The organism is Streptomyces sp. WAC 04229, assembly GCF_003947455.1.
In the GTDB taxonomy this organism is placed as follows: Bacteria; Actinomycetota; Actinomycetes; order Streptomycetales; family Streptomycetaceae; genus Streptomyces.
This window is the reverse complement of sequence record NZ_QHJH01000013.1, coordinates 14,094-38,626: the sequence shown is the minus strand read 5'-3', so window position 1 is coordinate 38,626 and position 24,533 is coordinate 14,094. Positions and strand designations below refer to the sequence as shown.

The following is a 24,533-nucleotide window of genomic DNA, read 5'->3' as shown; positions in this document are numbered from 1 at the left end:
CACGAAGCGGACCCGGCGGCCACGGCCCGCACGAGTCACGGCCCGGCAGGGTCCCCGGGGTGTGCGGGCCGGGCGGAGACCGGCCGGGCACACCCTCGGGGCCGACGCCCGGCAGAGCTCACCTGGGTTCGAGCGTCCACGTCGACTGCGTGAGCACCTGCGTGATCATGGCCGGCACCGCCACACCTGGAAGCAGATAGCGCCACATGCGCTCCACCAGGACCGGGAGGTCGCTCCGGCGTGTGGTGGCGGCGGCGTACATCTGCATCCCGGTGCACGCCTCGAGGATGAACTCCGCCAGCTCCCGGGGCTCGACCCCGGGCTGCAGCTCGCCCGCGCGCTGCGCCTCCTCCAGGTCGTCACCGAGGATCGACACCCAGGACTCGTACGGCGAACCCACGTGAGCCTGATAGGTGCCCCGCTCGCTCGTGAGACGGACCCCGGCGCGCAGCAGGGGGTCGGACTGGAGCTGGTGCGCCCAGACGATGGTCGCGTCGACCACGCGCTGCAGGCGCTGTGACTCGAGCCGCGGGAGGATGGTGCGCGACTGGGCCTCCATCACTGCGTCGGCCAGTGCTTCCTTCGACTTGAAGTGGAAGTAGACCGCGCCCGGAGTGGTCCCGCACCGCTCCACGATCTTGGCGATGCTCGATCCGCTGTAGCCCAGCTCGTCGAAGACCTGGGCCGCGGCCTGCACGATGGACTCCCGGGTCCGCAGTGCCCGGGGTTGCTTCACTCTGCGTGTTGCCACGGGGCCTCCATAAAAACCGAACATTCACTATCTTCCCCCCGCGGGGCGCCCGTAGCCAAATCCTCGGTGGCCGTATGCCGTTCAGGCGGACTTGCTGATTCCGCGTGAAGCCGAGGCTGTGCCGGCGGAGGGTGCCTGGTCGGCGCGTTACTCGATGGGCAACTCGTGGAGTCGTAGGGGCTGACGGCTCGTCATTCGTTCGGTATCACCGGGGTGGTCCGGGTCCGCGGCCGTTCCCGCAGAAGGATCTGCACAGCCGCGCCGACCTGCTTCAGGCCCGGCCACCGGTCGCGGCTGATCTTGCGGCCCCGCCGCGACGACGGCAACCGTGACCGGCGCAAGAGCTTCTCCTGGCGCGACTACCGCTGCTGATCGCCGCCCACCAGCAGCTTGCCGGCCATCGTGCTCATCTGGGACGGCCTCAACCTCCACAAGGCCGCCGGACTCCGGGAGTTCGCCGCATCCCGGGACTGGCTGACCATCCACTGCCTGCCGCCCTGCGCACCCGACCCCAACCCCGTCGAAGCGTCTGGTCTCGTGGACGGCTGCCTCGCCGAGCCCCGGCCTGACTGTCGGACCCACCTGAGCAACCCCGCGACACCACGAGTTCAACCTCAGTAATCATATGGATCATGGCCAAGACTCTCGACAGAGAAACAGAATGCCCCTTATTTTTTCCTTTGCCAGCACCTTACGCCCTCTTGGGCTTCCTCTCCCCTGGGAGTGATCATGCTCAGATCCCCCGAACGCGCCGGCGAGGCTCCACCAGCGGTCCTGACCACCACCGTCCCCAAGGAATACGTGCACCGCGCCGCTGTCTCCGAGGTGTTCTTAACCGGTTGGCAGCGGACCGGGGCCGACGACTTCACCGCCACCGCACAATGGCCGCGCAGCCACAGTTTCTACCGGACCAGCCGCACCCGGTACGACCCGCTGCTGCTGTGTGAAACGGTCCGGCAGGCGCCCGCGCTGCTGATGCACGCCGCCTATCTCGTCCCTTTCGGCCACCAGATGATCTGGACGCGCTTCCGGTTCACCGCCAACCTGCACGCCCTGCGCATCGAACGCCGGCCCGCGGAACTGCAGTTGCACGTGACCTGCTCCGAGATGCGACGGATACGGGGTGTGCCGGCCGCCGTCACCATGGAGTTCCAGGTCATGCGTGGTTCCGTGCCGCTCGGGTCCGCAACCACCAGCTTCACCTGTCACTCCCCGGCCGTCTACCGCCGGATGCGCGGGGACCGGGGCGATGCGGCCCGGATCTTCGACGAGGCCTCCGAACCCGCACCGCCGCTGCCGCCGAGCGAGGTCGGGTGCCGGTTCTCCGAGGACGTCGTCCTGTCCCCGTCCGCCCCTCCGGGCCGGCCCGGGCCGTGGACGCTGCGCGTGGACACCAGCCACCCGGTCCTGTTCGACCACCCCGTCGACCACGTGCCCGGCATGTTGCTCCTGGAGGCGGTACGGCAGGCGACACACGCACTCGACTCCAAGAATGACATGGGCATCCCCACCGAGATGGATGTCGAGTTCCACCGTTACGTGGAGTTCGACTCCCCCTGCACCATCACGGCGGAGCCGCAGCCGTCCCACCCCGCGGACCCGCGGCACACGGTCCGCATCAGGGGCGTGCAGGGCGAGGCGACCGCCTTCACCGCGATCGCGAAAGTGGGCGGCGGCTGTTGAGCCGGCGACGGGGGGCTCCGGCATTCCCACGGCGCCGCGTCAGGACCGGCATCTGTGCACCTCGGACAGAGGAGAGATCTTGCGGCTGAATCATCTGCGGGTGGCGGCGGTCAACATCGACGGGGTGCTCCTGAACGACACGTTCAGCCCCGTGATCCACGACTTCGTGGTCAGCCGCGGCGGCGCGTACACCCAGGCCGTCGAACAGCGCGTCTTCTCGCAGAATCCCAGGTCGGCGGCCCGAGCGCTGGCCCACGCCGCCGGTGTCGCCATGGAGCCCGACGAGGTGCTGGAGACCTACTTCGCCGCACGCGAGAAGTACCTCGCCGACCACTCGGTCCGGCAACTGCCCGGCGGTCGCGAACTCCTGCTCCGGCTGCGCGCGCTGGGGCTGGAGACGGTCTGCTACGGCGGTCTGGGCCGGGACCACTTCCTCCGGCACCTCGACGACTGCCTGGATCTGTTCTCCGCCGGCTACGTGTGCACGGCCGACTTCCGGCCCGGCCTGCGCGAGATCACCGCGGACATCTTCGGCCTGCGCTTCGACCAGATGCTGTTCATCGACGACGTGGCGGAGGTGGCCGCGGAGGCCGGGCGGCTCGGCACGGCCTTCATCGGGCATCCCAGCGACTTCGCCCACGGATTCCAGCGCCGGCTGATGGCGGCGTCCGGCGTCGGGCACCTGGTCGACCGGCTGGAGGACATCGACGAGGCCTTGCTGCACCGCATCGACGCGGAGACCGCAGCACTCGTCCGGGGGTGACCCCACACACGGCACCTGGGGAGGGAGCACGGTGGCAGTGATCACGGAAGGCCGCGGAGGGACCGGCCTGGCCGGGGGGAAGGTGGTCATGATCACGGGGGCGTCGAGCGGCATCGGCGCCGCCGCGGCCCGGCTGTTCGCGGCCGAGGGCGCGGCCGTGGTGCTGATGGCGCGGCGCGAGGAGGCACTCCGGCGCGTGGCCGAGGACATCATCGGGGCCGGCGGTGCCGCGGTGTGCGCACCGGGCGACGTCGTCCGGCCGGAGGACGTCGGGCGGGCGGTGCAGGCCGCCCTGACCGCCTTCGGCAGGCTGGACTGCGCCTTCAACAACGCCGGATGGGGTACGTCGGGCCAGCGGCTGCACGAGGTCGAGGACGCGGTCTACGACCAGGCCATGGACGTCAACGTGCGGGGCGTGTGGAACTGCATGCGCGCCCAGCTGCCCTTCATGCTCGACACCGGTGCCGGCGTCGTCGTGAACACGGCGAGCGTCGCCGGGGTCAGGGCGACCCGCGCCTCGGCGCCGTACGTCGCGGCCAAGCACGCCGTGCTCGGCCTGACCCGGGCGGCGGCGGCCGACTACGGACAGCAGGGCGTACGGGTGAACGCCCTGGTGGTCGGCAGCACCCGCACGGAACTCCTGGAGCACGCCACGGAGATCACACCCGGCAGCGGGGGAGCCCTCGGCGGACGGTCGGCGCAGAAGCGCATCGCGTCGCCCGAGGAGATCGCCGAGGCGGCGGTCTGGCTATGCAGCGACCGCTCCTCGTTCGTCACCGGAGCGGCGCTCGCCGTGGACGGAGGACGAACGGCCCAGTGAGAGCCCGAGCCCGCGTCCGGACCCCGCCGTTCACGCCTTCCCGCCGGGCGGGGATCCGGACGGGGCCCCGGCGACGGAGGCTCCCCCCTCAGACGCCGCACCGTCCATGCCCGCGCCCGGCGGGGGGAGCGTCGCAGCGCTGCCCGACGGTGCGATGCCCTCAAGAACCAGGCGCCAGCTGTGCTGGAGCCGGTCGACGGCACTCTCGTCGGAAGGCTCCGCCGCCCCGGAGTTCCGCAGATTCACCTCGGAGCCCTCGATCAGCAGGCGGATGAGCCCGGTCAGGTCGTCCGGCAGCGTACGGCCGCTCAGCTGACCGCTCGCATGCGCCTGGCCGGCCAGGCTGGTGACCAGCGGCAGCCACACCTCGGCCCACCCGGTGGAGCTGTGCCACTCCCGGGACAGGCGCACCGCGCACCGTACGAGCACCTCCTCCTCGATCAGTCGGGTGAGCTCCAGGGTCAACGCGATCGTGCGCTGGAGCGCCGGGGCCGGCTGGTCGGCGACGTGCTCGACCACCTTCCTCGCCGTGGCCCACGCCTCTTCCGCGACGGCATCGGCGAGCTGGGCCTTGTTCGGGAAGTGGAAGGTCAGCGCTCCCATCGAGATCTTTGCGGCATCGGCGATCTGAGCCAGCGTCGTTCCGTGGTAGCCGTCCCGGTTGAATTCCTCGGCGGCTGCGTCGATCAGCGTCCTGCGCGTACGCACCGCGCGGTTTTGCCTGGTCATGTCCTCCCTGGCTTCCTATTGACAGTCGCATCAACAGAAAGCATTGCCTCCGTGGCGCAGCGCGGCAATGCGAAGTTGCCTGAAACGCGCAGTCACTGATACCCGGCTTCTCCCGTCCACCCTCCGACTTGCCGAAGTGTGCCGACTTGCCGCCGTGGCCGGTGTCTCCGGCCGTACGAGCGCAATCCGCCCTCGGCAATCTCGGAGACGCTCCCGGATCGGGGCTCTCCCTACTCTCCCGCTGGGGCGGCGCTCTCGCGGTCCCCACCGTCGAACCAGCCGACTGGAGAGCCTCGATGACACACGCACAGGAGATGCAGGTCTCGTCACGGGACCGTGCGGGACAGACCGGCGCACCCGCAACCGGACCGGTGCGCCGGCGGTGGCGCGTGCTCCTGCTGAGCGTCGCAGCGGGCTTTCTACTCACGGTGGTGTGGTCTGCCGAGTTCGTGGACCGGACGATCGGCGGGAACATCGCCAGAACCCTGCTCGGCCACGACCCCGAGGCGCCGATCTCCGGTGTCGTGGCGGGCATCGTCTTCGCCTTCACGTCGGGACTCGCCGGTACCTTCACCGCCTGCAACATCGCCGCCTTCGGCACGGTCGCACCGCTGCTCGGCACGGTGGGCAGCCCGTGGGGACGGGTGGTGCAGGCGCTCAAGCCGCTGGGCCCGCTGTCGCTCGGGATGGTCACGGTGTCCGCGCTGTACGGCGTGCTGGTGGGGTTCGTGGGGACGTCGATGCCGCAGTTCTCCGAGGCCGAGTCCGTCCCCGGGGTGCTCTCCGGCCGCTCCGTGCAGAGCATGGTCGCGTTCGGCGTGGTCGGCCTGTCGATGTTCTGGCTGGGGCTGAGCGCGCTCGGGTTCGTCCGTGATCCCTTCGCGCGTCTTCGCCGCAGGTTTCCGCACGCGCAGACCGTCTTCATGGGCGTGCTGATCGGCAGTTTCCTGATCGGGCGGCCCTACCCGTTGTTCCGGCAGCTGTTCCGGGACGCGGCGGAGAGCGGGAACCCGCTGTACGGCGCCGCGGCGTTCACGCTCCAGTCGGTGGGCAACATCGCGATCATGGCGATCGTCTTCGTGGCGCTGTCCGCAGCGGCGGGCGCACGGGTGCAGCGGTGGATGGCGAAGCCGGGACGCGTCGCCGTCCTCACCGCCGTCGCCCTGATCGTCGCCGGCGCCTTCACGTTCCTCTACTGGGACGTCCGGCTGCTCGCCCGCCGGGAGATCATCCCCTGGTACCCGATCGCCCCGTGGGCCGCTTGAGGCGACACCGGGAGGACGGACACGGAGCATACCGAGCGGTTGGTGTGGTCTGAGCTTCTGTGACTCCGGGTCCCCGCGGGCTCCAGTGACCCCGTACCCCTGCGATTCTGTGCCCCTGTGCCCCTGTGCCCCTGTGTCCGTGACCTGCGATCGAGGCGGCCCCTGGTGGCTCGCGCCGCACTCAGGCCCAACTCAGGCCATTGAACGGCCGGTTGAGTCCTGGGGCGGAGTCCGGTCCCGCCCTGCGGGCCGCCTCCCGGCCAGTACGGATTGTCCGCACTTGTCCACCTCGTCGCCGCGCGGGCGGAGGTGGACTTTCCAGAGTCTCCGGAACGGGGCCGCACGGGCGGATCAAAAAAAGAGGTCAACCGTTATTATTTTTGCATCCAGTTACTGTGGCCGACAGGGGGACCACGCTGTGTTCATGACGAGTTCGCTCCAACAGCAGCCATCGGCCTTCGACTTCGCGGAGCAGATCTTCGCCCACCTGCCCCGTGCCGATCAGCGCCGCTGGGCGCACGCCTACCTGGTGAGCCTGCTGCGCACCCCGGGCAAGAAGTCGATGCGGCGGCTGGCTGCGACCATCTCGGACTCGCCGACGGCCGCGCAGTCGCTGCACCAGTTCGTCAACGCCAGTCCCTGGGAGTGGGAGCCGGCCAACCAGGAGATCATGCGCTGGGCTGAGCAACAGCTGAACCCGGTGGCCTGGCAGATCGACGTCACGGTCATGCGCAAGCGCGGCGAGCACTCCTGCGGCGTCCACCGGCGCTTCGTCCCCGACACCGGGAGGTCGGTGAACTGCCAGGTCGGCATCGGCGGGTTCCTGGTGCACCGGGGCGGAGCTGTCCCGGTCGACTGGCGGCTGTTCCTGCCCGGCGCCTGGATCAGGGACTCCAACCGCAGGGCGCGCGCCCGCATCCCGCACGATGTCGCCGCGCAGGGTCTCGAGGACCACGCCCTCGATCTGGCGCGCGCCATGAGCGAGCGCACCCGCCGGGCGGCCGTCCCCGTCATCGCCGACCTCAGCGCCCACGCCGGAGCGGGCACGCTGGTACGCGGATTCAGCCGGCTCGGCTGCGACTTCGGCGTGGCCGTGCCGGGCAACCTGCCGCTGGTGGTCGGCCGCCACCTCGAAGCCCCACGGCGCGACGGCCGGTCCCAGCCCGTCGTCCTGCCGGCCGGGAAGTTCTTCGAGTCGGGCTACGGCGGCAGCCTCGCAACCACCATCTGTACGGCACCGCAGGGCCGGACCCTGACGGTCCAGGCGGGCCTCGTGGGCCTGCCGCGCAGCGGCCCGTTCGAGAAGCTGCCGCAGCGCACGTACCGCCTGCTCTCCGTCCGCTGCGACCGGCAGTCGCGGCCCGGCACCCTGTGGCTGACCAACATGGTGCACCGGCGGATCGAGGACGTCATCGCCACGGTCCAGATGCAGGCCCACACGAAGCAGGTGCTGCGGGACCTGGACAGCGGCTTCGGGCTCCAGGACTTCGAGGGCAGGTCCTACCCGGGATGGCACCACCACATGACACTGGTCAGCGCGGCCTATGTGCACAACGTGCTTGAACATGCCGACAGACAGCCGGCACTGGCCTCCTGATCCGAGAGCCTGCGCCGCTTCAGGTGCGTGAGCGGGGGACAGCCACGGCCGGGGCGTAGCCATGGTGCATCCACTCCGACGCGACCTGACAGGGGAAAGGGATGCCGAGAACGCCACGGGCTTCGGAAAGCGGCCGGTGCCAGCCGTGGAGCTGCACCGCCTGGGCGAGGTGCTCCGCCCAGTGGCCCGGCACGATGCCCGAGGACGAGATACACGCCGAGCGCCACTCTGCGTCCGCTGCTGTTCAGCCGTTCCCAGGCCGACGGGGCGTCTGAGGGGCGGCGGTTGGTACTGACCGCCATGGTCGGGACTCCTTCGGGGGGCGGGAAGGTCCGTTGCTCACGTTCAGGATGACGCCCCCGACCACCCCCGGCGTCTTCCGCAGTGCTTATTTCCCGCGCAGGTGGCAAGGGCTGCGGAAACGGCCCCCGGCGACGCGGCGCGGACGCCGCTTTCCGCGGCCGGCCGGTCACTCAGGCCTACTTCACCACCTCGGTCTTTTCACAGGAGTTGTCGGCTGCCTACCGTGACCGAATGCTGAAACGTACCTATGACGGCCAGGACTGCAATATTGCGCGGTCACTCGAAGTGGTGGGGGAGCGCTGGACGTTGCTCATCGTCCGCTCCGCTTTCCTCGGCATCAATCGGTTCGACGGATTCCTCAGCACCCTGGACATCGCCCGGAACGTGCTCGCCACCAGGCTCGCCAGGCTGGTCGAGAACGGGCTGATGGAGAAGATCCCGTACCAGGAGAAGCCAGTCCGCTATGAATACCGGCTCACTCCGAAAGGGAATGACCTCGCCCGTGCGGTGATCGCCCTCATGCAATGGGGGGACCGTCATCTGCCCAATGAGGGCGGGCCGCCACGACAGGCGCAGCACATCGGCTGTGAAGGGCTCGTGCAGTCCCAGCTGCATTGCACCGAATGCGCGCGAGAGGTGCACACCGAGGAAGTCGCCGTCCGCAGGACCCGTTGACAGTCCCCTCTTCTCCGGGGGAATGCAGGGAGGCCCTGGGCCACCGAACACCTGCGCACGTCTGAAGATGCCCGCGGATCGGTGCCGCCCCGACGATGAGGCCCTCTTGCACTCGTCGTGGAGACAAGGAGGCGGACATGGCGGCGATCGGCACGCTCCGCAGAATGCTCATGGCCCCGTCCCTGGCCGATGTGGAATTCGTCCGGCGTGGATTTCCCGTCGAGCCGACGGCTGCCACCCGACGGCTGGAGCACGTCCCCCAGGCGGTCGTCTGCGGTTTCGAGTGGGGGATCGAGGCGCCGAGCCTGCCCGAGATCGAGCGCAGGCTGGCCATGATCGACCCGGAACTGCAGGGATTCGCCTATGAGGGCGCGACGATGGCCTGCGTCGTCCGGGACGCGATGGGACCGGGCCGCGGGAACCGCACCCGGGACCTCCTCACCGGTGAGGGAGCCCGGCACGTCTTCCTCAACTACATCGGCATCGGGTTCGCCATGGCGCGCCTCCCGCGGCCGCTGTGGAAGAAGGTGCTGCCCGAACTCACCGACGCGGCCCTCTATCCGCAGATGCACTGGCTGGCCGTCGACGGCTACGGCTTCGACAAGGCCTACTTCCACACCCGTCGGTTCGTCGACGAGCAGCGCGTGCCAGACGCCTACCCCTGGCAGGGCGACGCCGCCTACTTCCCGCGCGCCGTCGACCAGGGCATCGGCCGCGCGCTGTGGTTCATCCACGGCGCCCACCCGGCGAACGTCGCCACCGCGGTCCGCCGGTTCGCCGCAGAGCGGCAGCCCGACCTGTGGAGCGGCGTCGGGCTCGCGGCCACGTTCGCCGGCTGCTGCACCCCGGCCGGCCTCCGGACGCTGCCCGCCGAGGCGGGCGAGCACCGGGCCGACCTCGCGCAGGGCGCCGTGTTCGCCGCGAAGGCCCGCGCGCACGCGCAGGCGGTGCCCGAGCACACCCACGCCGCCGTCTCCGCGCTGGCCGGTCTCTCCGTGGAACAGGCGTCCGGACTCGCCGACGACTGCGCCGTGGCCGACGCACGGAGCGCCGGCGTTCCCGCGTACGAACTATGGCGTCGTGCCGTACGGAGCAAGGTGCCGACGGCGAACCGGTGAAGCGAATCTCCATCGGCGTGATGCACCACTCGTAAAGCTGCGCTCCTGCTGATGACTGAACTCAGGCCCGGGGGTCGCAGACAATCAATGAGGGGCGGTTCTCCGCGTGTCCACAGGTCTCCGTGCGCTGCGGCGCAAGATTCTCACACCCAATGTCTCGGCCACCAGACTGGATGTCCGTGGTTTCCATGTGAAGAACGCAGAAGCAAAAGAAAAACTGGAAACCATCGGAAGTACGTTCCTGCAGGGCTACGGCTATGCAGTGGAAGCCCGTTCGCCTGAGCAAGCCGAGGAATGGCTTGAAGGGGTGGACCGGGAGTTCCGCGGATTCGCCTACGAAGGCGCAGGAATGGGCGCCGTGATGCTCGACGCACTGGCCGGAAGCACCAAAAGGCTGACCGGTCTGCTCGCCGGACAGGGGCAGCACCACATCTACATGGTGTACGTCGGAATCGGCTGGGCCATGGCCCGGCTGCCGCGTTTCCTGTGGCCGGACGTGACCCGGACCGACCCGCTGCTGCGCTGGCTGATCCTCGACGGATACGGCTTCCACCAAGCGTATTTCCGTACCGACGCATACGTCCGCGATCCGCACCGGGAGCACCCCTTCACCTGGGCGGGCGGATCCGCCGCGTACAGCGCGCGGGCGATCGACCACGGCATCGGCCGGGCGCTGTGGTTCGTCGGCGGCACCGACCCCGACACCGTCGCCAGACTGATCGCGGCCTACCCCGCGCACCGGCACCCCGACCTGTACGGCGGCGCGGGACTGGCCGCCACCTACGCGGGCAGCGCCGACGAGGGCGAGCTGCAGACATTCGCCCGGCACGCCGGCGAGCACCGCCCGCAGCTCGCCCAGGGCGCCGCGTTCGCCACCGAGGCCCGCGAGAAGGCCGGACTGACGATCCCGCACACACGGCTCGCTGCCCGCGTGCTGTGCGACCGGACCCCGGAAGAGGCCGCCAGGCTCTGCCGCGACCTCATGCCCACGGCCGACGTGGCCGGCAACGCCGGTGCCACACCGGCCTATGAGACCTGGCGACAGCAGATCGCCGCCGCACTCTCCGCCGTTCCCCTCGCGCAGAAAGATGCGAACTCATGACCCACCCACTGACCTGGCTGACCAAACAGGCGCCCGGTGTCGTTGCCTTCGCCCTCATGGTGGGCACCTACTACGCCGTGCAAACACCGGAATCCTCCGCGGCCGACCGGCGCGAACTGGCGGAGAACTTCTCGTTCACACCGATGTCGATCGCGATGCCGTCCGGCTATCCGCAGCAGACGATCCGCAAGGTCAACAAGGCGTACGAGCACATCGACGCCTGGATCTCCTCGGTCGGCGCCGGCATCGCCATGAACGACATCGACGGTGACGGGCTGGACAACGACCTGTGCGTCACCGACCCCAGGATCGACCAGGTCGTGGTGACGCCGGCTCCGGTGCCCGGCCGCAAGAGCGCGACCTACGAGCCGTTCGCACTGGACCCCGCGCCGCTCCCGAAGAGCAAGACGATGGCGCCGATGGGCTGCACGCCCGCCGACTTCAACGAGGACGGCGCGACCGACCTCCTCGTGCACTACTGGGGACGCACCCCGGTGCTCTTCCTCGCGAAGCCGGAGGCGAAGCCGGATGCCAGGGCCGACGCGAAGTCCGGCGAACAGTCCGGCGAGAAGACCGAGGTCCGTACGACCGGCACCATGACCCCCGACAGCTTCGAACCGGTCGAGCTCGTGCCCGGCAACGGCAGGGACACCTACACGGGCCCCCTGTGGAACTCCAACACCTCCGTCGTCGCCGACTTCGACGGCGACGGCCACAACGACATCCTCATCGGCAACTACTTCCCCGACAGCCCGGTCCTCGACCCGTCCAAGGACGGCGGAGTGACCATGAACGACTCCCTGTCGCACGCCCAGAACGGCGGCGGATCCCACTTCTTCCGCTGGACCGAGCAGGGCTTCAAGGAGCAGAAGGACGTCCTGCCCGACGGCATCGACCAGGGCTGGACCCTGGCGGCATCCGCCACCGACCTGGACGGCGACCAGCTGCCCGAGATGTACCTCGGCCACGACTTCGGAACCTCGGCGCTGCTGTACAACAACTCCCGCCCCGGGAAGATCAGCTTCAGCGAGGTCAAGGCCGTGCACCGCGGAACCGTGCCCAAGTCCAAGGAAATAGGCCGCAGTTCCTTCAAGGGCATGGGCGTCGACTTCGCCGACCTCGACAACGACGGCCTCTACGACGCCTTCGTCTCGAACATCACCACCTCCTTCGGCATCCAGGAGTCCAACTTCGCCTTCATCAGCGAGGCCAAGGACAAGAAGGACCTGAAGGCCCGGATGAGCCAGGGCGAAGCCCCCTTCACCGACCGGAGCACGGCGCTGCGGCTGGCCTGGTCCGGCTGGGGCTGGGACGTGAAGACCGGCGACTTCGACAACAACGGCGACATCGAGATCGCCCAGGCCAACGGCTTCGTCAAGGGCAAGACCAACCGCTGGCCGCAGCTGCAGGAACTGGCGACCTCCAACGACGCCCTCGTCGCCGACCCGCTGTGGTGGCCGAACGTCCGCGAGGGCGACGACCTCGCCGGCAACCAGACCCTGCGCTTCTTCAGCAAGGCCGGCGACGGCGGCTACGAAAACCTCGCCAAGGAACTCGGCATGGCCGTGCCCGTGCCCACCCGGGGCATCGCCACCGGTGACGCCGACGGCGACGGACGCCTCGACATGGCGGTCGCCCGCCAGTGGGGCGAGCCGGTCTTCTACCAGAACACCACCGCGAAGCCCGGCGACCACCTCGGGCTGAACCTCGTCGACCAGACGGGCTCTCCGGTGATCGGCGCCCAGGCGACGGTGACGCTGTCCGACGGCAGCACCCGCCTCGGCCGGGTCGACGGCGGCGGCGGCCACTCCGGGCGGCGCAGCAGCGACGTGCACATCGGCCTGGGCCAGGAGACCGACGGTCCCGTGCGGGTCGACCTCGTCTGGCGGGACCGCAGCGGCCAGGTACGCAAGCAGGATCTTCAGCTGAGCCCTGGCTGGCACACGCTCCAGCTCGGCGCCGACGCCAAGGAGAAGTGACCGTGTCCGACAAGCAGACGACCGCGCAGGCAGCCCCCCAGGCGGCGCCCCGGCACGATGCCAAGGTCATCAAGGCGCTGCGCCGGTTCGCCCTCTCGATCTCCGTACTGAACATCCTCGGCTACACCGTGCTCGGCTTCGAACAGCCGTGGACCTGGCCCTTCGTCGCCCTCGTCACCGCCTACACGGTAGAGACCGGTCTGGAGGCGATCAGCGCCCGGGTCGACGGACGCCGGGCCCGCTACCTCGGCGGCGGTCCCCGCGGAGTGATGGAGTTCCTGCTCCCCTCGCACATCACCGGCCTGGCCGTGAACATGCTGACCTACGTCAACGACCGTGTCTGGGTCATGGTGTTCGGCGTCATCGTCGCCGTCGGCACCAAGTGGGTGCTGCGCGCCCCGCTGCGCGGCCGGATGCGGCACTACATGAACCCGTCGAACTTCGGCATCGCCGTCATCCTGCTGCTCTTCCCCTGGGCCAGTATCGCCCCGCCCTACCACTTCACCGAGTACCTGTACGGCCCCGCCGACTGGGTGCTCCCGGGCATCATCATCGTGCTCGGCACCATGCTCAACGCCAAGCTCACCGGCCGCATGTGGCTGATCGCGGCCTGGGTCGGCGGATTCGCGCTGCAGGCCGTCGTCCGCGGCCTGCTCTTCGACACCTCCATCCCCTCCGGCCTCGGCATGATGACCGGCACGGCCTTCGTCCTCTTCACCAACTACATGATCACCGACCCGGGCACGTCCCCGTCCGGACGCCTCCAGCAGATCGCCTTCGGCGGCGGTGTCGCCGGCATGTACGGCCTGCTCACCGCGCTGCACATCGCGTACGGCCTGTTCTTCGCCACCGCGCTGGTCTGCCTGATCCGCGGCGGTTACCTCTGGTGGCTCGACCGCCTGGGCAAGCGCACCGGAGCGGAGGCACCGCCGGCCCCCGTGCACGAGTCCTTCCACACCCTGACGGGCTCCCGGCAGGTCAACGGAACCGCTCCGGGCGGGCAGAAGGAGACGGTGTCCGCATGAGCAAGATAGCCATCGTCGGCATGGCCTGCCGCTACCCCGACGCGGTGACCCCTCAGGAACTGTGGGAGAACGCCGTCGCGGGCCGCCGGGCCTTCCGCAGGCTGCCCGACGTACGCATGAACCTCGCCGACTACTACGATCCCGACCCGACCGTGCCGGACCGCTTCTACGCCCGGACCGCGGCGGTCCTGGAGGGGTACGAGTTCGACCGCGTCGCCCACAAGATCGCGGGCAGCACCTACCGGTCCACCGACCTCACGCACTGGCTCGCCCTGGACGTCGCGGGCCGGGCCCTCGCCGACGCCGGCTTCCCGGCGGGCGACGGCCTGCCGCGGGAGACCACCGGCGTGATGATCGGCAACACCCTCACCGGGGAGTTCTCCCGCGCCCACGTGATGCGGCAGCGCTGGCCGTACGTGCGCCGGGTCCTGGCCGGGGCCCTCAAGGGCATGGGCTGGGAGGACGAGCGCGTCGCGGAGTTCGCCGCCGGGATGGAGGAGGAGTACAAGAAGCCCTTCCCGCCCGTCGACGAGGACACCCTGGCGGGCGGCCTGTCCAACACCATCGCCGGCCGCATCTGCAACCACTTCGACTTCAACGGCGGCGGCTACAGCGTGGACGGGGCCTGCTCCTCGTCGCTGCTGGCCGTGACCACTGCCGGTTCCGCACTGCTCAGCGGCACCGTCGACGTGGCGGTCGCCGGTGGCGTCGACCTGTCCATCGACCCCTTCGAGATCATCGGGTTCGCGAAGACGGGCGCCCTGTCCACGAGCGAGATGCGCCTGTACGACCGCCACTCCAACGGCTTCTGGCCCGGCGAGGGCTGCGGCATGATCGTCCTCATGCGGGAGGAGGACGCGCTCGCCGCCGGGCACCGCATCTACGCGAGCATCCCCGGCTGGGGCATCTCCTCCGACGGCCAGGGCGGCATCACCCGCCCCGAGGCCAACGGCTACCGCCACGCCCTCGACCGCGCCTACGAACAAGCCGGGTTCGGCATCGAAACCGTACCCCTCTTCGAAGGCCACGGCACCGGCACCGCCGTCGGCGACCTGACTGAGCTGACCGCGCTGTCGGAGTCCCGCATCGCGGCCGGCGCCGACACGCCCGCGGTCATCAGCTCCATCAAGGGCATGATCGGCCACACCAAGGCCGCGGCCGGCATCGCCGGTCTCATCAAGGCGGCCATGGCGCTGCACACCCGGATGCTGCCGCCCGCGCTCGGCTGCGTCGACCCGCACGACCTGCTCACCGCCGACAAGGCGCCGCTGCGGGTGCTGCGCCGGGCGGAGGCCTGGCCGGACGATCTGCCGCTGCGCGCGGGCGTCACCTCCATGGGATTCGGCGGTATCAACACCCACGTCGTCCTCGACAAGACCGCGGCCCTGCCGCACAAGTCCCCCAGCCGCCGCGCCCTCACCCTGGCCGGCTCCCTGCAGGACAGCGAACTCCTGATGTTCGACGCGCAGTCCCCCGGCGAACTGCGCGAACGCCTCGTCCAGGCGGCCGACTACACCACTCAGCTGTCGTACGCGCAGATCGGGGACCTCGCCGCGACACTCCAGCGCGACCTCCTCGACCAGCCCTGGCGGGCGGCCGCGGTCGTCACCTCCCCGGAGGACGCCGGACAGCAGCTGCGCGGGCTCGTCAAGGCCCTCGACGCACGCGGCCCCGACGCCCGCTTCCGGGCCGTCGACGGCGGCCGCACGTTCCTCGGCCGGACCGGTGAGAACAGTCGGATCGGCTTCCTGTTCCCCGGCCAGGGCTCGGGCACGGGCACGGCCGGGGGCGCCCTGGCCCGCCGCTTCCCCGAGGCGGCGGACGTCTACGCCGGCGCCGGGCTGCCCACGGACGGGGACACCAACGCCACCGAGGTGGCCCAGCCCCGCATCGCCACCGGTTCGCTGGCCGGCCTGCGGGCGCTGGACGCCCTGGGCATCGAGGCGGACGTCGCCGTCGGCCACAGCCTCGGCGAACTCGCCGCCCTGCACTGGGCCGGAGCGATGGACGGCCAGGTGCTGCTCGACGCCGCCAGGGTCCGGGGCCGGGCCATGGCCGAGCACAGCGCCTCCGGCACCATGGCCTCGCTCGGCGCCGCACCGGCGGCCGTCCAGGCACTGACGGCCGGTCTGCCGGTCGTCGTGGCAGGGTACAACGGGCCCGAGCAGACCGTCGTCGCCGGACCGGCCGACGCTGTCGACACGCTCACGGAGCGGGCCGCGCGGGCCGGCACCGCCTGCACCCGCCTCGCGGTGTCGCACGCCTTCCACTCCCCGCTGGTCGCGCCCGCCGCCGACGCGTTCGGCCGCTGGCTCTCCGCAACCGCGTTCGCGGGCCTGGAGCGCAGGGTCGTCTCCACCGTCACCGGCGCCGAACTGACCGGGCGGACCGACCTTGCCGGGCTGCTGCGGGACCAGATCACCGAACCGGTGCTGTTCACCCAGGCGGTGACCATCGCGGCCGACGACGTCGACCTGTTCGTCGAGGTCGGCCCCGGCCGGGTGCTGAGCAGCCTCACGGCCGCCTCCACCGACGTCCCCGCGCTGACCCTGAACACCGACGACGAATCCCTGCGCTCCCTCCTGCAGGTCGTCGCGGCGGCCTGGGTGCTCGGCGCACCCGTAACCCACGAGCGGCTGTTCCGGGACCGGCTGACCCGCCCGCTGACCATCGGGACCGAACTCAGCTTCCTGGCCAGCCCCTGCGAGCAGGCACCGCAGCACGACCTGCCCGTCGTCACGGCCCGGCCCGCCGACACCGGCACCGACACCGCAGGAGCGGCGACCACGACCGGGAGCGCCGGGGAGTCGGCACTCGACGTGCTCCTCGCCCTCGTGGCCGAACGCGCCGAACTGCCGGTGGAGTTGGTGGACGCGGGCAGCAGCCTCCTCGACGGACTGCACCTGAGCTCGATCACCGTCGGGCAGATCGTCAACCAGGCCACCACGCGCCTTGGCATCCCCGCCACCCAGATGCCGACCAACTTCGCGACCGCGACGGTGGGCGACATCGCCGAGGCCCTGGAGTCCCTCGCCGGCACCGGCGGCGCGGCCGAGGCCGCCCCCGTGGTGGCCGGTTCCGCACCCTGGGTCCGCGCCTTCTCCGTCGCACCGCAGGAACTCGCGCTGCCCGGCGCGCCGGTCGCCGCCGAGGGTGCCAGCGACTGGCAGCTGTTCGCCCCCGACGGCCACCCGGTGGCGGATCGGCTGGCCACCGCCCTGCGGCAGTCGGCCCTGGGCCCCGGGGTCCTGGTCTGCCTGTCCGACGCCTGCCCGCCCGAAGAGGTGGAGTACGCGCTGAACGGCGCCAAGGCCGCCCTGGCCGCCGCCGGTGCCACACCGGACCTGCGGTTCGTCCTGGTGCAGTCCGGCCGCGGCGCCGCCGGTCTCGCCAAGACCCTGCACCTGGAACAGCCGGGCCTGCGCACCACCGTCGTCCAGACCCCGCTGACCGCTGACAGTGCCGAACAGGTGGTGACACGCGTGCTCGCCGAGGTCGCCGCCGTCACCGGCAGCACCCGGTTCTGCGAGGCGCACTACGACACCGACGGCACCCGCCGCGTACCGACCCTGACCGCCCTGCCGGCCCGGGCCGACCGCACGGACGTGCCGATCGGCACCGCGGACGTGCTCCTCGTGACCGGCGGCGGCAAGGGCATCTCCGCCGAGTGCGCCCTGGCCGTGGCCCGGGAGACCGGCGCCGCCCTCGCCGTCCTGGGCCGCTCCGACCCGCACACCGACACCGAACTCGCCGCCAACCTGGCCCGGATGGCCGACCGGGGCGTGACGCTCCACTATGCCCGCGCCGACGTCACCGACGCGCAGCAGGTCCGGGCCGCGGTCGGCGAACTCACCGGCCGGCTCGGCCCGGTCACCGCGCTGCTGCACGGCGCCGGGAGCAACGAACCCGGCCCCCTCGGCGGGCTCACACAGGCGGACATCGAGCGGACCTTCGCCCCCAAGGTCGACGGCCTGCGTACGGTCCTCGACGCCGTCGGACCGGAGCACCTCAAGCTGCTCGTCACCTTCGGCAGCATCATCGGACGCTCCGGACTGCAGGGCGAGGCGCACTACGCCACGGCCAACGAATGGCTCGCCGACCTCACCGAAGAGGTGGCCCGCACACACCCCCGCTGCCGGGCCCGCTGCCTGGAGTGGTCGGTCTGGTCCGGTGTCGGCATGGGGGAGAAGCTGTCCGTCGTCGAGACCCTGGCCCGCCAGGGCATCACCCCAGTCTCACCCGGCCAGGGAGTGGAGCTCCTGCTCCGCCTCATCGCCGACCCGGACGCGCCCGTCGTCACGGTCGTCAGCGGTCGCACCGAGGGCATCGGCACGGTCCGCCGCGACCTGCCCCCGCTGCCGCTGCTGCGCTTCACCGGCACCCCGCTGATCCGCTACCACGGCGTCGAACTGGTCACGGAGGTCGAGCTGAACGCGGGCACCGACCCCTATCTCGCCGACCACCTGGTGGACGGCAACCTGCTGATGCCCGCCGTGCTCGGCATGGAGGCCATGGCCCAGGTGGCGTACGCGGCCACCGGCTGGGAAGGCACCCCCGTATTCGAGCGGGTGCAGTTCCAGCGGCCCATCGTGGTGCCGCCCAACGGCGCCGCCCGGATCCGCATCGCCGCCACCGTGACCGGCACCGACACCGTCGACGTGGCCATCCGCGCCGCGGACACGGGCTTCACCGCCGAGCACTTCCGGGCCCGCCTGGTCTACACGGATACGCCCGTGCCCGCCGGAGGACCCGAGCAGGTCGCCGCCGGGACCACCCCGGTCGCCCTCGACCCGGCGGCCGATCTGTACGGCAGCGTGCTGTTCCAGGGCGGACGCTTCCAGCGGCTGCGGCGCTTCCACCGGGCCGCCGCCCGCGACGTCGACGCCGACGTGGCGGTCGCCGGGCCCACCGGCTGGTTCGCCGGCTTCCTGCCGTCCACGCTGCTGCTCGCCGACCCCGGGATGCGCGACGCCCTGATGCACGGCAACCAGGTCTGCGTCCCCGACGCCACGCTGCTGCCCTCCGCCATCGAACGGCTGCAGCCGATGGGCGCCGGCACCGAACTCCCCGGGGACGCACAAGAGTTGCGCTACTGCGCCACCGAACGCTCCCGGGACGGCGACACGTACGTCTACGACATCGCCGTACGGGACCGCAAGGGAAACGTGGTGGAGCGCTGGGACGGACTGACCCTGCACGCCGTGGGCAAGACCGACGGCTCCGGGCCCTGGGCGCCGCCGCTGCTCGGCTCGTATCTGGAACGGACCCTGGAGGACATGCTCGGTCGGCGCATCGCCGTCGCGGTCGAACCGGACCGGCAGGACACCGGCACAGAGCCGGGCAGTGTGGCGGCCCGCCGGGCAGCCACCGCGGCCGCCGTGCAACGCGCCCTCGGCGCCCACGCCGACCTCCGGTACCGGCCCGACGGGCAGCCGGAGATCGACGGCGGCCTGCGGGTCTCCGCCGCCCACGGCATGGGACTGACACTCGCCACACTGTCCGACGCGACCGTGACCTGCGACATCGAGCCGGTCAGCATCCGCCCGGACAGCGAGTGGCAGTCGCTCCTCGGCGCCTACGCACCGCTCGCGGCGCTCGTCGCCAAGGAGACCGGCGAGACCCCCGACACGGCCGCCACCCGGGTGTGGAGTGCCGTGGAGTGCCTGACCAAGGCCGGATACCTGGCACAGGTCCCGCTTGCCCTCACCCCGCACACCCGCAGCAACTGGGTGTCCTTCACCTGCGGTGACCTCACCGTCGTGACCTTCGTCACCACGCTGCGCACCGCCCTGGAGCCCGTCGTCTTCGCCGTACTCACAGACAGCACACCGCCCAGCAGCGAAGGGTCCCACCGTGCCTGACACCTCCGCCTACACCTACACGTACACGGCCGGTACCGACGTGCCGGACGGTGCCGTCGACGACGCCTACCTGAGCTGTCTGATCCGGCAGGAGCACTCCCGGGACCTGCACCTCGTGCAGCGACTCGGCGCCGCCGGGAGCCCCGCCATGGCCGACCCCGTCACCCTGGAGACGGACTGCGAGTTGTACACCGCGATCACGCCCGGCGACGAGCTGACGATCCGAGTGCACTCCCGGCAGACCCGGCCCGACGAGGTGGAGTTCACCTTCGAGCACGTCAGGAGCGCGCCCGGAGGCGGCGACGAGCTGGTGGCCCGGGGCAGCCAGCGCATCGCCTACGGGCAGCCGGGAGCCGGCGCCACCCTGGGCACACCCCCGGTCACCCTCGCACCGGCCCACGAGCGGCGGCTCGTGCCGCACGACGGGGTGCCGGCCGGGAGGCGGTCATGAGCGTCCTGGCCGCTCCGCCCGCGGAGCTCGTCGACATCGAGGACGGCAAGCAGCTGCGCCGCACCTTCGGGACCTTCGCCACCGGAGTCACCGTGGTGACCGTGGGCGGGGACGACTGCCGCGGCATGACCGCGAACTCGTTCACCGCGGTCTCCCTCGACCCGCCCCTGGTCCTGGTCTGTGTCGGGCGCGACGCGGTCATGCACCGCAGCCTCGCGCACGCCGAGACCTTCTCGGTCTCGGTGCTGGCGGCGGACCAGGAGGCCGTGGCCCGCCATTTCGCCAACTCCTCCCGGCCCGCCGGGCGCGGCCAGTTCGAGACAGTCGACTGGCTGGCCGGCGCCGCCACCGGCACCCCGCTGATCGCCGGCGCCCTGGCGCACCTCGAATGCGTCAAGGAACGGCTGTACGACGGCGGCGACCACACCATCTTCGTCGGCCGGGTCCTGGCCGCCGGACGGCCGGCGGCGGCCGGCACCCCGCTGCTCTTCCACGGCGGCCGCTTCGGCCGCCCGGCCACCGAGGGAGCGGAGGACCGTACGCCATGACCCGACACCCGCCGGGCCCGCCGCCCGCCGCACTGCCCGGACTGCTGAAGAAGCTCGCCGTCGACCGGCTCGGCCTGATGCGGGAGGCGGCGGCCCTCGGCGACGCGGTCCGGGTCGTCATCGGCCCGAAGAAGCTGTACGTGTTCAACCACCCGGACCACGCCAAGCACGTGCTCGCCGACAACAACGCCAACTACCGCAAGGGCATCGGCCTCGTGCAGGCCCGACGCGTCCTGGGTGACGGCCTGCTGACCAGCGACGGCGACATCTGGCAGGAACAGCGCCGCACCGTCCAGCCGGCCTTCAAGCCCACCCGCATCGCCCGCCAGGCGGACGCGGTCGCGGAGGAGGCGGCCAAGCTGGTCGCCCTGCTCCGCGGGCGCGAGGGCGCGGGCCCCGTCGACGTCCAGGCCGAGCTCACCGGGCTCACCCTCGGTGTGCTCGGCCGCACCCTGCTCGACACGGACCTCGGCGGCCACGACGCGGTGGCCCACTCCTTCGAAGCGGTCCAGGACCAGGCCATGTTCGAGATGGTGACGCAGGACCTGGTGCCCAAGTGGCTGCCCACCCCCGGGCAGCGGCGGTTCCGCAAGGCCCGCAAGGAGCTGTACGAGGTCGCCGACCGGCTGGTCGCGGACCGCACCGGACGCATGGCGGGCGGCGAACCGCCGCAGGACGCACTCGGCCGGATGATCCTCGCGGCCCGCCGGACGGCCGACACCACGGCCGCCCGGGCCCGGCTGCGGGAGGAGATCGTCACCCTCCTGCTCGCTGGGCACGAGACCACCGCGAGCACGCTCGGCTGGACGCTCAGCCTGCTCGACAAGCACCCCGAGGTCCGAGAGCGGGTCCGGGCGGAGGCACGGCATGTCCTCGGCGACCGCGGCCCGCAGGTGGAGGACCTGCACCGGCTCGGTTACACCACCATGGTGGTGCAGGAGGCCATGCGGCTGTACCCGCCGGTGTGGGTGCTGCCCCGGGTGGCCCAGGAGGACGACGAGGTCGGCGGCTACACGGTGTCGGCCGGTGCCGACGTCCTGGTCAGTCCGTACATCCTGCACCGGCACCCGGACATGTGGGAGGAACCGGAACGATTCGACCCCGAGCGGTTCGACGCCCAGCGGGTGGCCCACCGCCCGCGGTACGCCTACATTCCGTTCGGTGCCGGCCCCCGGTTCTGTGTCGGCAGCAACCTCGGCATGATGGAGGCGGTCTTCGTCACCGCGCTCCTCACCCGGGACCTGACGCTCACCTCCGTACCCGGCCACCGGGCGGTTCCGGAGCCCATGTTGTCGCTGCGCATGGCGGGCGGACTGCCGATGACGGTGACCGCGGCGAGCTGACCGCGCGCCGGGTGCCGGGCCCGAGGTTCGAGCCGTGCGACACGATGCTGTGTGACAAGGGCCGGTGCTCTCGCCGTTCGATCTGACGTCGCCGGCCGAGCACCGCAGCGGTCATGGTGTGCTCACGTGGGAGTCCTGGAGGGCGGGATGACCTCCCCGACAGGGGCGGGAGCCCCACAGGGCCCTCCGGGAGCACCTGTGCGCATTTTGAGAAGTCCGGGATCACCTGCCTCAGCAGGGGCGGGCGGGGCTTCGGCTTCCACCACCGGCAAGTGGAGTCGTGGAGATGGCGGAGCCCGCCTCCGAACCCCCTTCGCGTGAGCGGGGGTTCGGACGCGGGCTCTCAGCAGGGCGTGCACGCGCCCCGTACGGGGGCTCTCGTACGCAGGTGCCTTCGCACCGGGGGTGCCGTGCGCGAGCTCTCAGGCGGCGACCCGGCCGGCCGCGCCCGTCGGCACCGCGAGCAGCACCGGGGGGTCCCAGGGGTCCGCAGGCCGCAGCACGATGTCCACGGGCAGCGGCAGCACCCCGGCGCGCACCGTGACCGGGCCGAGCCGCCCGACGGACAGGCCGTCCCGCGTGCCGTGGCTGTCCCCGGCCCACCCGGTGATCGTGCCGTAGGGGACCGAGTGGGCCAGGACGTGCCAGTTGCCCTCGGGCACGTCCCGCAGCTCGAAGGGGCCCGGACCGTCCAGTTCGAGGAAGCGGGCGGGCCGGCCCTGGGGGATCGAGCTGGGGAAGAGCCCCACGAAGACCGGGCCGAGGGGCCGGTCGCCCGGCAGCACGAGCCGGCCGCGCAGTGCCACCCGGTCGGGCGCGTCGCAGGCGTCGGCAGAGCCCGCGTCCAACTCCGGGACATCCCCGCCCAGTTCCCGGAACCGGCTCGGCGAGACACCGACGCAGATCTTGAAGCGTGAGCTGAAGGTGCCGACGCTGCTGTACCCCACCTGGCTGCTGATGTCGGCCACGTTCAGCTCCGTGCTGAGCAGCAGGAACTTCGCCCGCTGCAGCCTGAGCGCGGACAGGAACCGCCGAGGCGACGTCCCGGTCACCTCGCTGAAGACCCGGGTGAAGTGGAACTTGCTGAACATGGCGGTGCGGGCCATGTCGTCGATGGTCAACTCCTGATCGAGATGGAGGTGCATCTCGTCGATGACCCGGCGAACGGCATCGAGAGACTTGGCAACCATGGACCTCTCCCTTCGGGATCGTGGTACGGGCCGGTGGGGACTTCCGCGCACGTACTGCTCATATGCCGCGGGACATCTTTCGTTCGGAGAGCTCCTGGGCGAGGCGCCGCCAGGTCCCCGCACACTTCAGGGCGAGCTCGGCGACGGTCTCGGAGTGGTGTGGGGGGATGGCCTCGATGCGCCGGCGCCAGGCCTCGTCGGTGAAGAAGTGGCCGTGCAGCCACCGGACGAAATCGCGGCCCGCTTCCGAATTGCGCAGGGACGGGTCGCCGGCGAGCGTCCGCATCATGTCCATCGCGCTGCGCGTCGTGGCCGCAGGGGGTGTGGCCCGCTGGGGTCGTACGGAGGGCGCGGTCCGGGCCCGCTCCGGCACGGTGTGCTTCGCCGGGTCAGGGCTCCGGGGCGAGGACATGGGAGGGGGAACGGGTTCCTCGCCCCGGAGCAGTCTCTGGCGGACGTCGTGAGCGGTGCCGAGCGACAGCCCGGCCTCCTGGGCGACGACCCGCAGGGGGAGTTCAGGGCTTCGGCTCATCAGCTCGGCGGCGTGCCGGCGTTCCTGGGTCCGGTCGAGGGGGTGCGCCTTTCCGTCCAGGCCGAGGCGGACGTTCGACTGCGGAAGATCCGCGGCTGAACGGCGGCGCACATCGGCCACGCTCTTGGCATCGAGTCCCGTGTACACGGCGATGCTGCGGTCGGACATGGCCGGGAAGGAAGCCAGGATGCGGCAGACGGCCGCCCTGCGGTCGGCGACCGACAGCGGCAGGCCGTGCGCGATGTTCCGGGCCACGGACTGGATGAAGGCCTCGTCGTCGCCCCCGTCGAAGAACTGGGCGTCTATGAGGTCCCGTCCGAGTATCGCGGCGGCTCTGACGCGGTGCATGCCGTCGACCACGCGCATGGTCGGCCGGTGCACGAGTATCGGGGGCACTGATTCGAAAACTTCGACAAGTCGGCGGACATGGTCCTCGTCGATTCCGTCGAGCCGAGGTGTGTCCGCGGAGATGAGAGTGCTGATCCGCACAGGCTGCGTGAAATGTGCCGGTAATTTCGCGGCTATGCCGCCAGAGCTCTCCATTGCCGCTCCAACCAAGGTGGATATGGGCTTTCGGTGTGCAGGACGCGTTGCTGCCGAAGGACGACTTCTCCAGTCGCGCGCAGGTGCTTAGGAGATCAAGGAAGGAGCCTACCGGTTGGCCTGATTTCGATAAGTGGTCGAGGCCCAGATGCGACGACTCTGGCGAGTCTGCGAACTAGGGAGACCGTTGCTTGAACAAGGCCGTCGGTTGCTTGAACTTCGCGGTCGTCCCTAGCGTTCCTCTCGCCATCGAAC

Annotated in this window: 18 protein-coding genes and 1 pseudogene; 15 read left to right on the top strand and 4 right to left on the bottom strand. The window is 70.9% G+C overall.

Annotated elements, in window-relative coordinates; translation table 11 throughout:
• Positions 1-118: 118 nt before the first annotated feature.
• Entirely contained in the window at positions 119-751 is a 633-nt protein-coding gene (locus DMH12_RS06115; protein WP_260474101.1) for a ScbR family autoregulator-binding transcription factor, read from the bottom strand.
• A gap of 213 nt (positions 752-964) precedes the next feature.
• On the opposite strand from DMH12_RS06115, the pseudogene DMH12_RS40430 reads away from it, so the two are divergent.
• The 4 genes and pseudogenes from DMH12_RS40430 to DMH12_RS06095 form a co-directional block, all read left to right on the top strand.
• A pseudogene (locus DMH12_RS40430) lies at positions 965-1,276 on the top strand (transposase); the annotation flags it as partial.
• 204 nt (positions 1,277-1,480) lie between these two features.
• On the top strand, positions 1,481-2,434 hold the full coding sequence (locus DMH12_RS06105) for a ScbA/BarX family gamma-butyrolactone biosynthesis protein (protein WP_185832165.1): 954 nt from the start codon (positions 1,481-1,483) through the stop codon (positions 2,432-2,434).
• A gap of 79 nt (positions 2,435-2,513) precedes the next feature.
• A complete protein-coding gene (locus DMH12_RS06100; RefSeq protein ID WP_260474100.1) occupies positions 2,514-3,197 on the top strand; it encodes an HAD family phosphatase in 684 nt (227 codons plus the stop codon).
• 88 nt (positions 3,198-3,285) lie between these two features.
• Positions 3,286-4,017 (top strand): SDR family NAD(P)-dependent oxidoreductase, encoded by a 732-nt coding sequence (locus DMH12_RS06095; RefSeq protein ID WP_125490553.1) that lies wholly within the window; start codon positions 3,286-3,288, stop codon positions 4,015-4,017.
• Positions 4,018-4,047: 30 nt separating this feature from the next.
• Here the strand turns inward: DMH12_RS06095 and DMH12_RS06090 are convergent, their stop codons facing one another.
• Entirely contained in the window at positions 4,048-4,746 is a 699-nt protein-coding gene (locus tag DMH12_RS06090; protein WP_125490514.1) for a TetR/AcrR family transcriptional regulator, read from the bottom strand.
• A 296-nt stretch (positions 4,747-5,042) separates the two neighbouring features.
• On the opposite strand from DMH12_RS06090, the gene DMH12_RS06085 reads away from it, so the two are divergent.
• The 11 genes from DMH12_RS06085 to DMH12_RS06035 all read left to right on the top strand — a co-directional run bounded on the left by DMH12_RS06085 (position 5,043) and on the right by DMH12_RS06035 (position 22,013).
• On the top strand, positions 5,043-6,011 hold the full coding sequence (locus DMH12_RS06085) for a hypothetical protein (protein WP_221763111.1): 969 nt from the start codon (positions 5,043-5,045) through the stop codon (positions 6,009-6,011).
• 424 nt (positions 6,012-6,435) lie between these two features.
• Positions 6,436-7,608, top strand: a complete 1,173-nt coding sequence (locus DMH12_RS06080; RefSeq protein ID WP_125490513.1) for a transposase — start codon at positions 6,436-6,438, stop codon at positions 7,606-7,608.
• A 534-nt stretch (positions 7,609-8,142) separates the two neighbouring features.
• Positions 8,143-8,586, top strand: a complete 444-nt coding sequence (locus tag DMH12_RS06075; RefSeq protein WP_125490512.1) for a helix-turn-helix domain-containing protein — start codon at positions 8,143-8,145, stop codon at positions 8,584-8,586.
• A 137-nt stretch (positions 8,587-8,723) separates the two neighbouring features.
• Entirely contained in the window at positions 8,724-9,704 is a 981-nt protein-coding gene (locus tag DMH12_RS06070; protein ID WP_125490511.1) for a DUF1702 family protein, read from the top strand.
• A gap of 106 nt (positions 9,705-9,810) precedes the next feature.
• Entirely contained in the window at positions 9,811-10,806 is a 996-nt protein-coding gene (locus DMH12_RS06065; protein WP_125490510.1) for a DUF1702 family protein, read from the top strand.
• Entirely contained in the window at positions 10,803-12,785 is a 1,983-nt protein-coding gene (locus DMH12_RS06060) for a VCBS repeat-containing protein (protein WP_185832164.1), read from the top strand. The genes DMH12_RS06065 and DMH12_RS06060 overlap by 4 nt, the downstream gene beginning before the upstream one ends.
• Entirely contained in the window at positions 12,782-13,810 is a 1,029-nt protein-coding gene (locus DMH12_RS06055; RefSeq protein ID WP_399186709.1) for an enediyne biosynthesis protein, read from the top strand. The genes DMH12_RS06060 and DMH12_RS06055 overlap by 4 nt, the downstream gene beginning before the upstream one ends.
• The gene (locus tag DMH12_RS06050) at positions 13,807-19,671 is read left to right on the top strand and encodes a type I polyketide synthase (protein ID WP_125490509.1); all 5,865 of its coding nucleotides are present in this window, start codon (positions 13,807-13,809) and stop codon (positions 19,669-19,671) included. The genes DMH12_RS06055 and DMH12_RS06050 overlap by 4 nt, the downstream gene beginning before the upstream one ends.
• Complete coding sequence (locus tag DMH12_RS06045; RefSeq protein ID WP_125490508.1) at positions 19,664-20,122, top strand: hypothetical protein; 459 nt, start codon at positions 19,664-19,666, stop codon at positions 20,120-20,122. The genes DMH12_RS06050 and DMH12_RS06045 overlap by 8 nt, the downstream gene beginning before the upstream one ends.
• On the top strand, positions 20,119-20,670 hold the full coding sequence (locus DMH12_RS06040) for a flavin reductase family protein (protein WP_125490507.1): 552 nt from the start codon (positions 20,119-20,121) through the stop codon (positions 20,668-20,670). The genes DMH12_RS06045 and DMH12_RS06040 overlap by 4 nt, the downstream gene beginning before the upstream one ends.
• Positions 20,667-22,013, top strand: a complete 1,347-nt coding sequence (locus DMH12_RS06035) for a cytochrome P450 (protein ID WP_125490506.1) — start codon at positions 20,667-20,669, stop codon at positions 22,011-22,013. The genes DMH12_RS06040 and DMH12_RS06035 overlap by 4 nt, the downstream gene beginning before the upstream one ends.
• 422 nt (positions 22,014-22,435) lie before the next feature.
• Here DMH12_RS06035 and DMH12_RS06030 read toward each other — a convergent pair whose 3' ends face one another.
• Both DMH12_RS06030 and DMH12_RS06025 read right to left on the bottom strand, forming a co-directional pair.
• Positions 22,436-23,203: an AraC family transcriptional regulator gene (locus DMH12_RS06030; protein WP_125490505.1), complete on the bottom strand. Its 768-nt coding sequence runs from the start codon at positions 23,201-23,203 to the stop codon at positions 22,436-22,438.
• 58 nt (positions 23,204-23,261) lie between these two features.
• Positions 23,262-24,278, bottom strand: a complete 1,017-nt coding sequence (locus DMH12_RS06025) for a ParB N-terminal domain-containing protein (RefSeq protein WP_125490504.1) — start codon at positions 24,276-24,278, stop codon at positions 23,262-23,264.
• Positions 24,279-24,533 lie beyond the last annotated feature (255 nt).

What these genes read in the sequence shown, in the direction of transcription:
- DMH12_RS06080 (WP_125490513.1), top strand. Translation starts at nt 6,436, where the DNA reads ATGACGAGTTCGCTCCAACAGCAGCCATCGGCCTTCGACTTCGCGGAG.
- DMH12_RS06090 (WP_125490514.1), bottom strand. Translation starts at nt 4,746, where the DNA reads ATGACCAGGCAAAACCGCGCGGTGCGTACGCGCAGGACGCTGATCGAC.
- DMH12_RS06060 (WP_185832164.1), top strand. Translation starts at nt 10,803, where the DNA reads ATGACCCACCCACTGACCTGGCTGACCAAACAGGCGCCCGGTGTCGTT.
- DMH12_RS06095 (WP_125490553.1), top strand. Translation starts at nt 3,286, where the DNA reads ATGATCACGGGGGCGTCGAGCGGCATCGGCGCCGCCGCGGCCCGGCTG.
- DMH12_RS06040 (WP_125490507.1), top strand. Translation starts at nt 20,119, where the DNA reads ATGAGCGTCCTGGCCGCTCCGCCCGCGGAGCTCGTCGACATCGAGGAC.
- DMH12_RS06085 (WP_221763111.1), top strand. Translation starts at nt 5,043, where the DNA reads ATGACACACGCACAGGAGATGCAGGTCTCGTCACGGGACCGTGCGGGA.
- DMH12_RS06035 (WP_125490506.1), top strand. Translation starts at nt 20,667, where the DNA reads ATGACCCGACACCCGCCGGGCCCGCCGCCCGCCGCACTGCCCGGACTG.
- DMH12_RS06050 (WP_125490509.1), top strand. Translation starts at nt 13,807, where the DNA reads ATGAGCAAGATAGCCATCGTCGGCATGGCCTGCCGCTACCCCGACGCG.
- DMH12_RS06030 (WP_125490505.1), bottom strand. Translation starts at nt 23,203, where the DNA reads ATGGTTGCCAAGTCTCTCGATGCCGTTCGCCGGGTCATCGACGAGATG.
- DMH12_RS06070 (WP_125490511.1), top strand. Translation starts at nt 8,724, where the DNA reads ATGGCGGCGATCGGCACGCTCCGCAGAATGCTCATGGCCCCGTCCCTG.
- DMH12_RS06105 (WP_185832165.1), top strand. Translation starts at nt 1,481, where the DNA reads ATGCTCAGATCCCCCGAACGCGCCGGCGAGGCTCCACCAGCGGTCCTG.
- DMH12_RS06075 (WP_125490512.1), top strand. Translation starts at nt 8,143, where the DNA reads ATGCTGAAACGTACCTATGACGGCCAGGACTGCAATATTGCGCGGTCA.
- DMH12_RS06025 (WP_125490504.1), bottom strand. Translation starts at nt 24,278, where the DNA reads ATGGAGAGCTCTGGCGGCATAGCCGCGAAATTACCGGCACATTTCACG.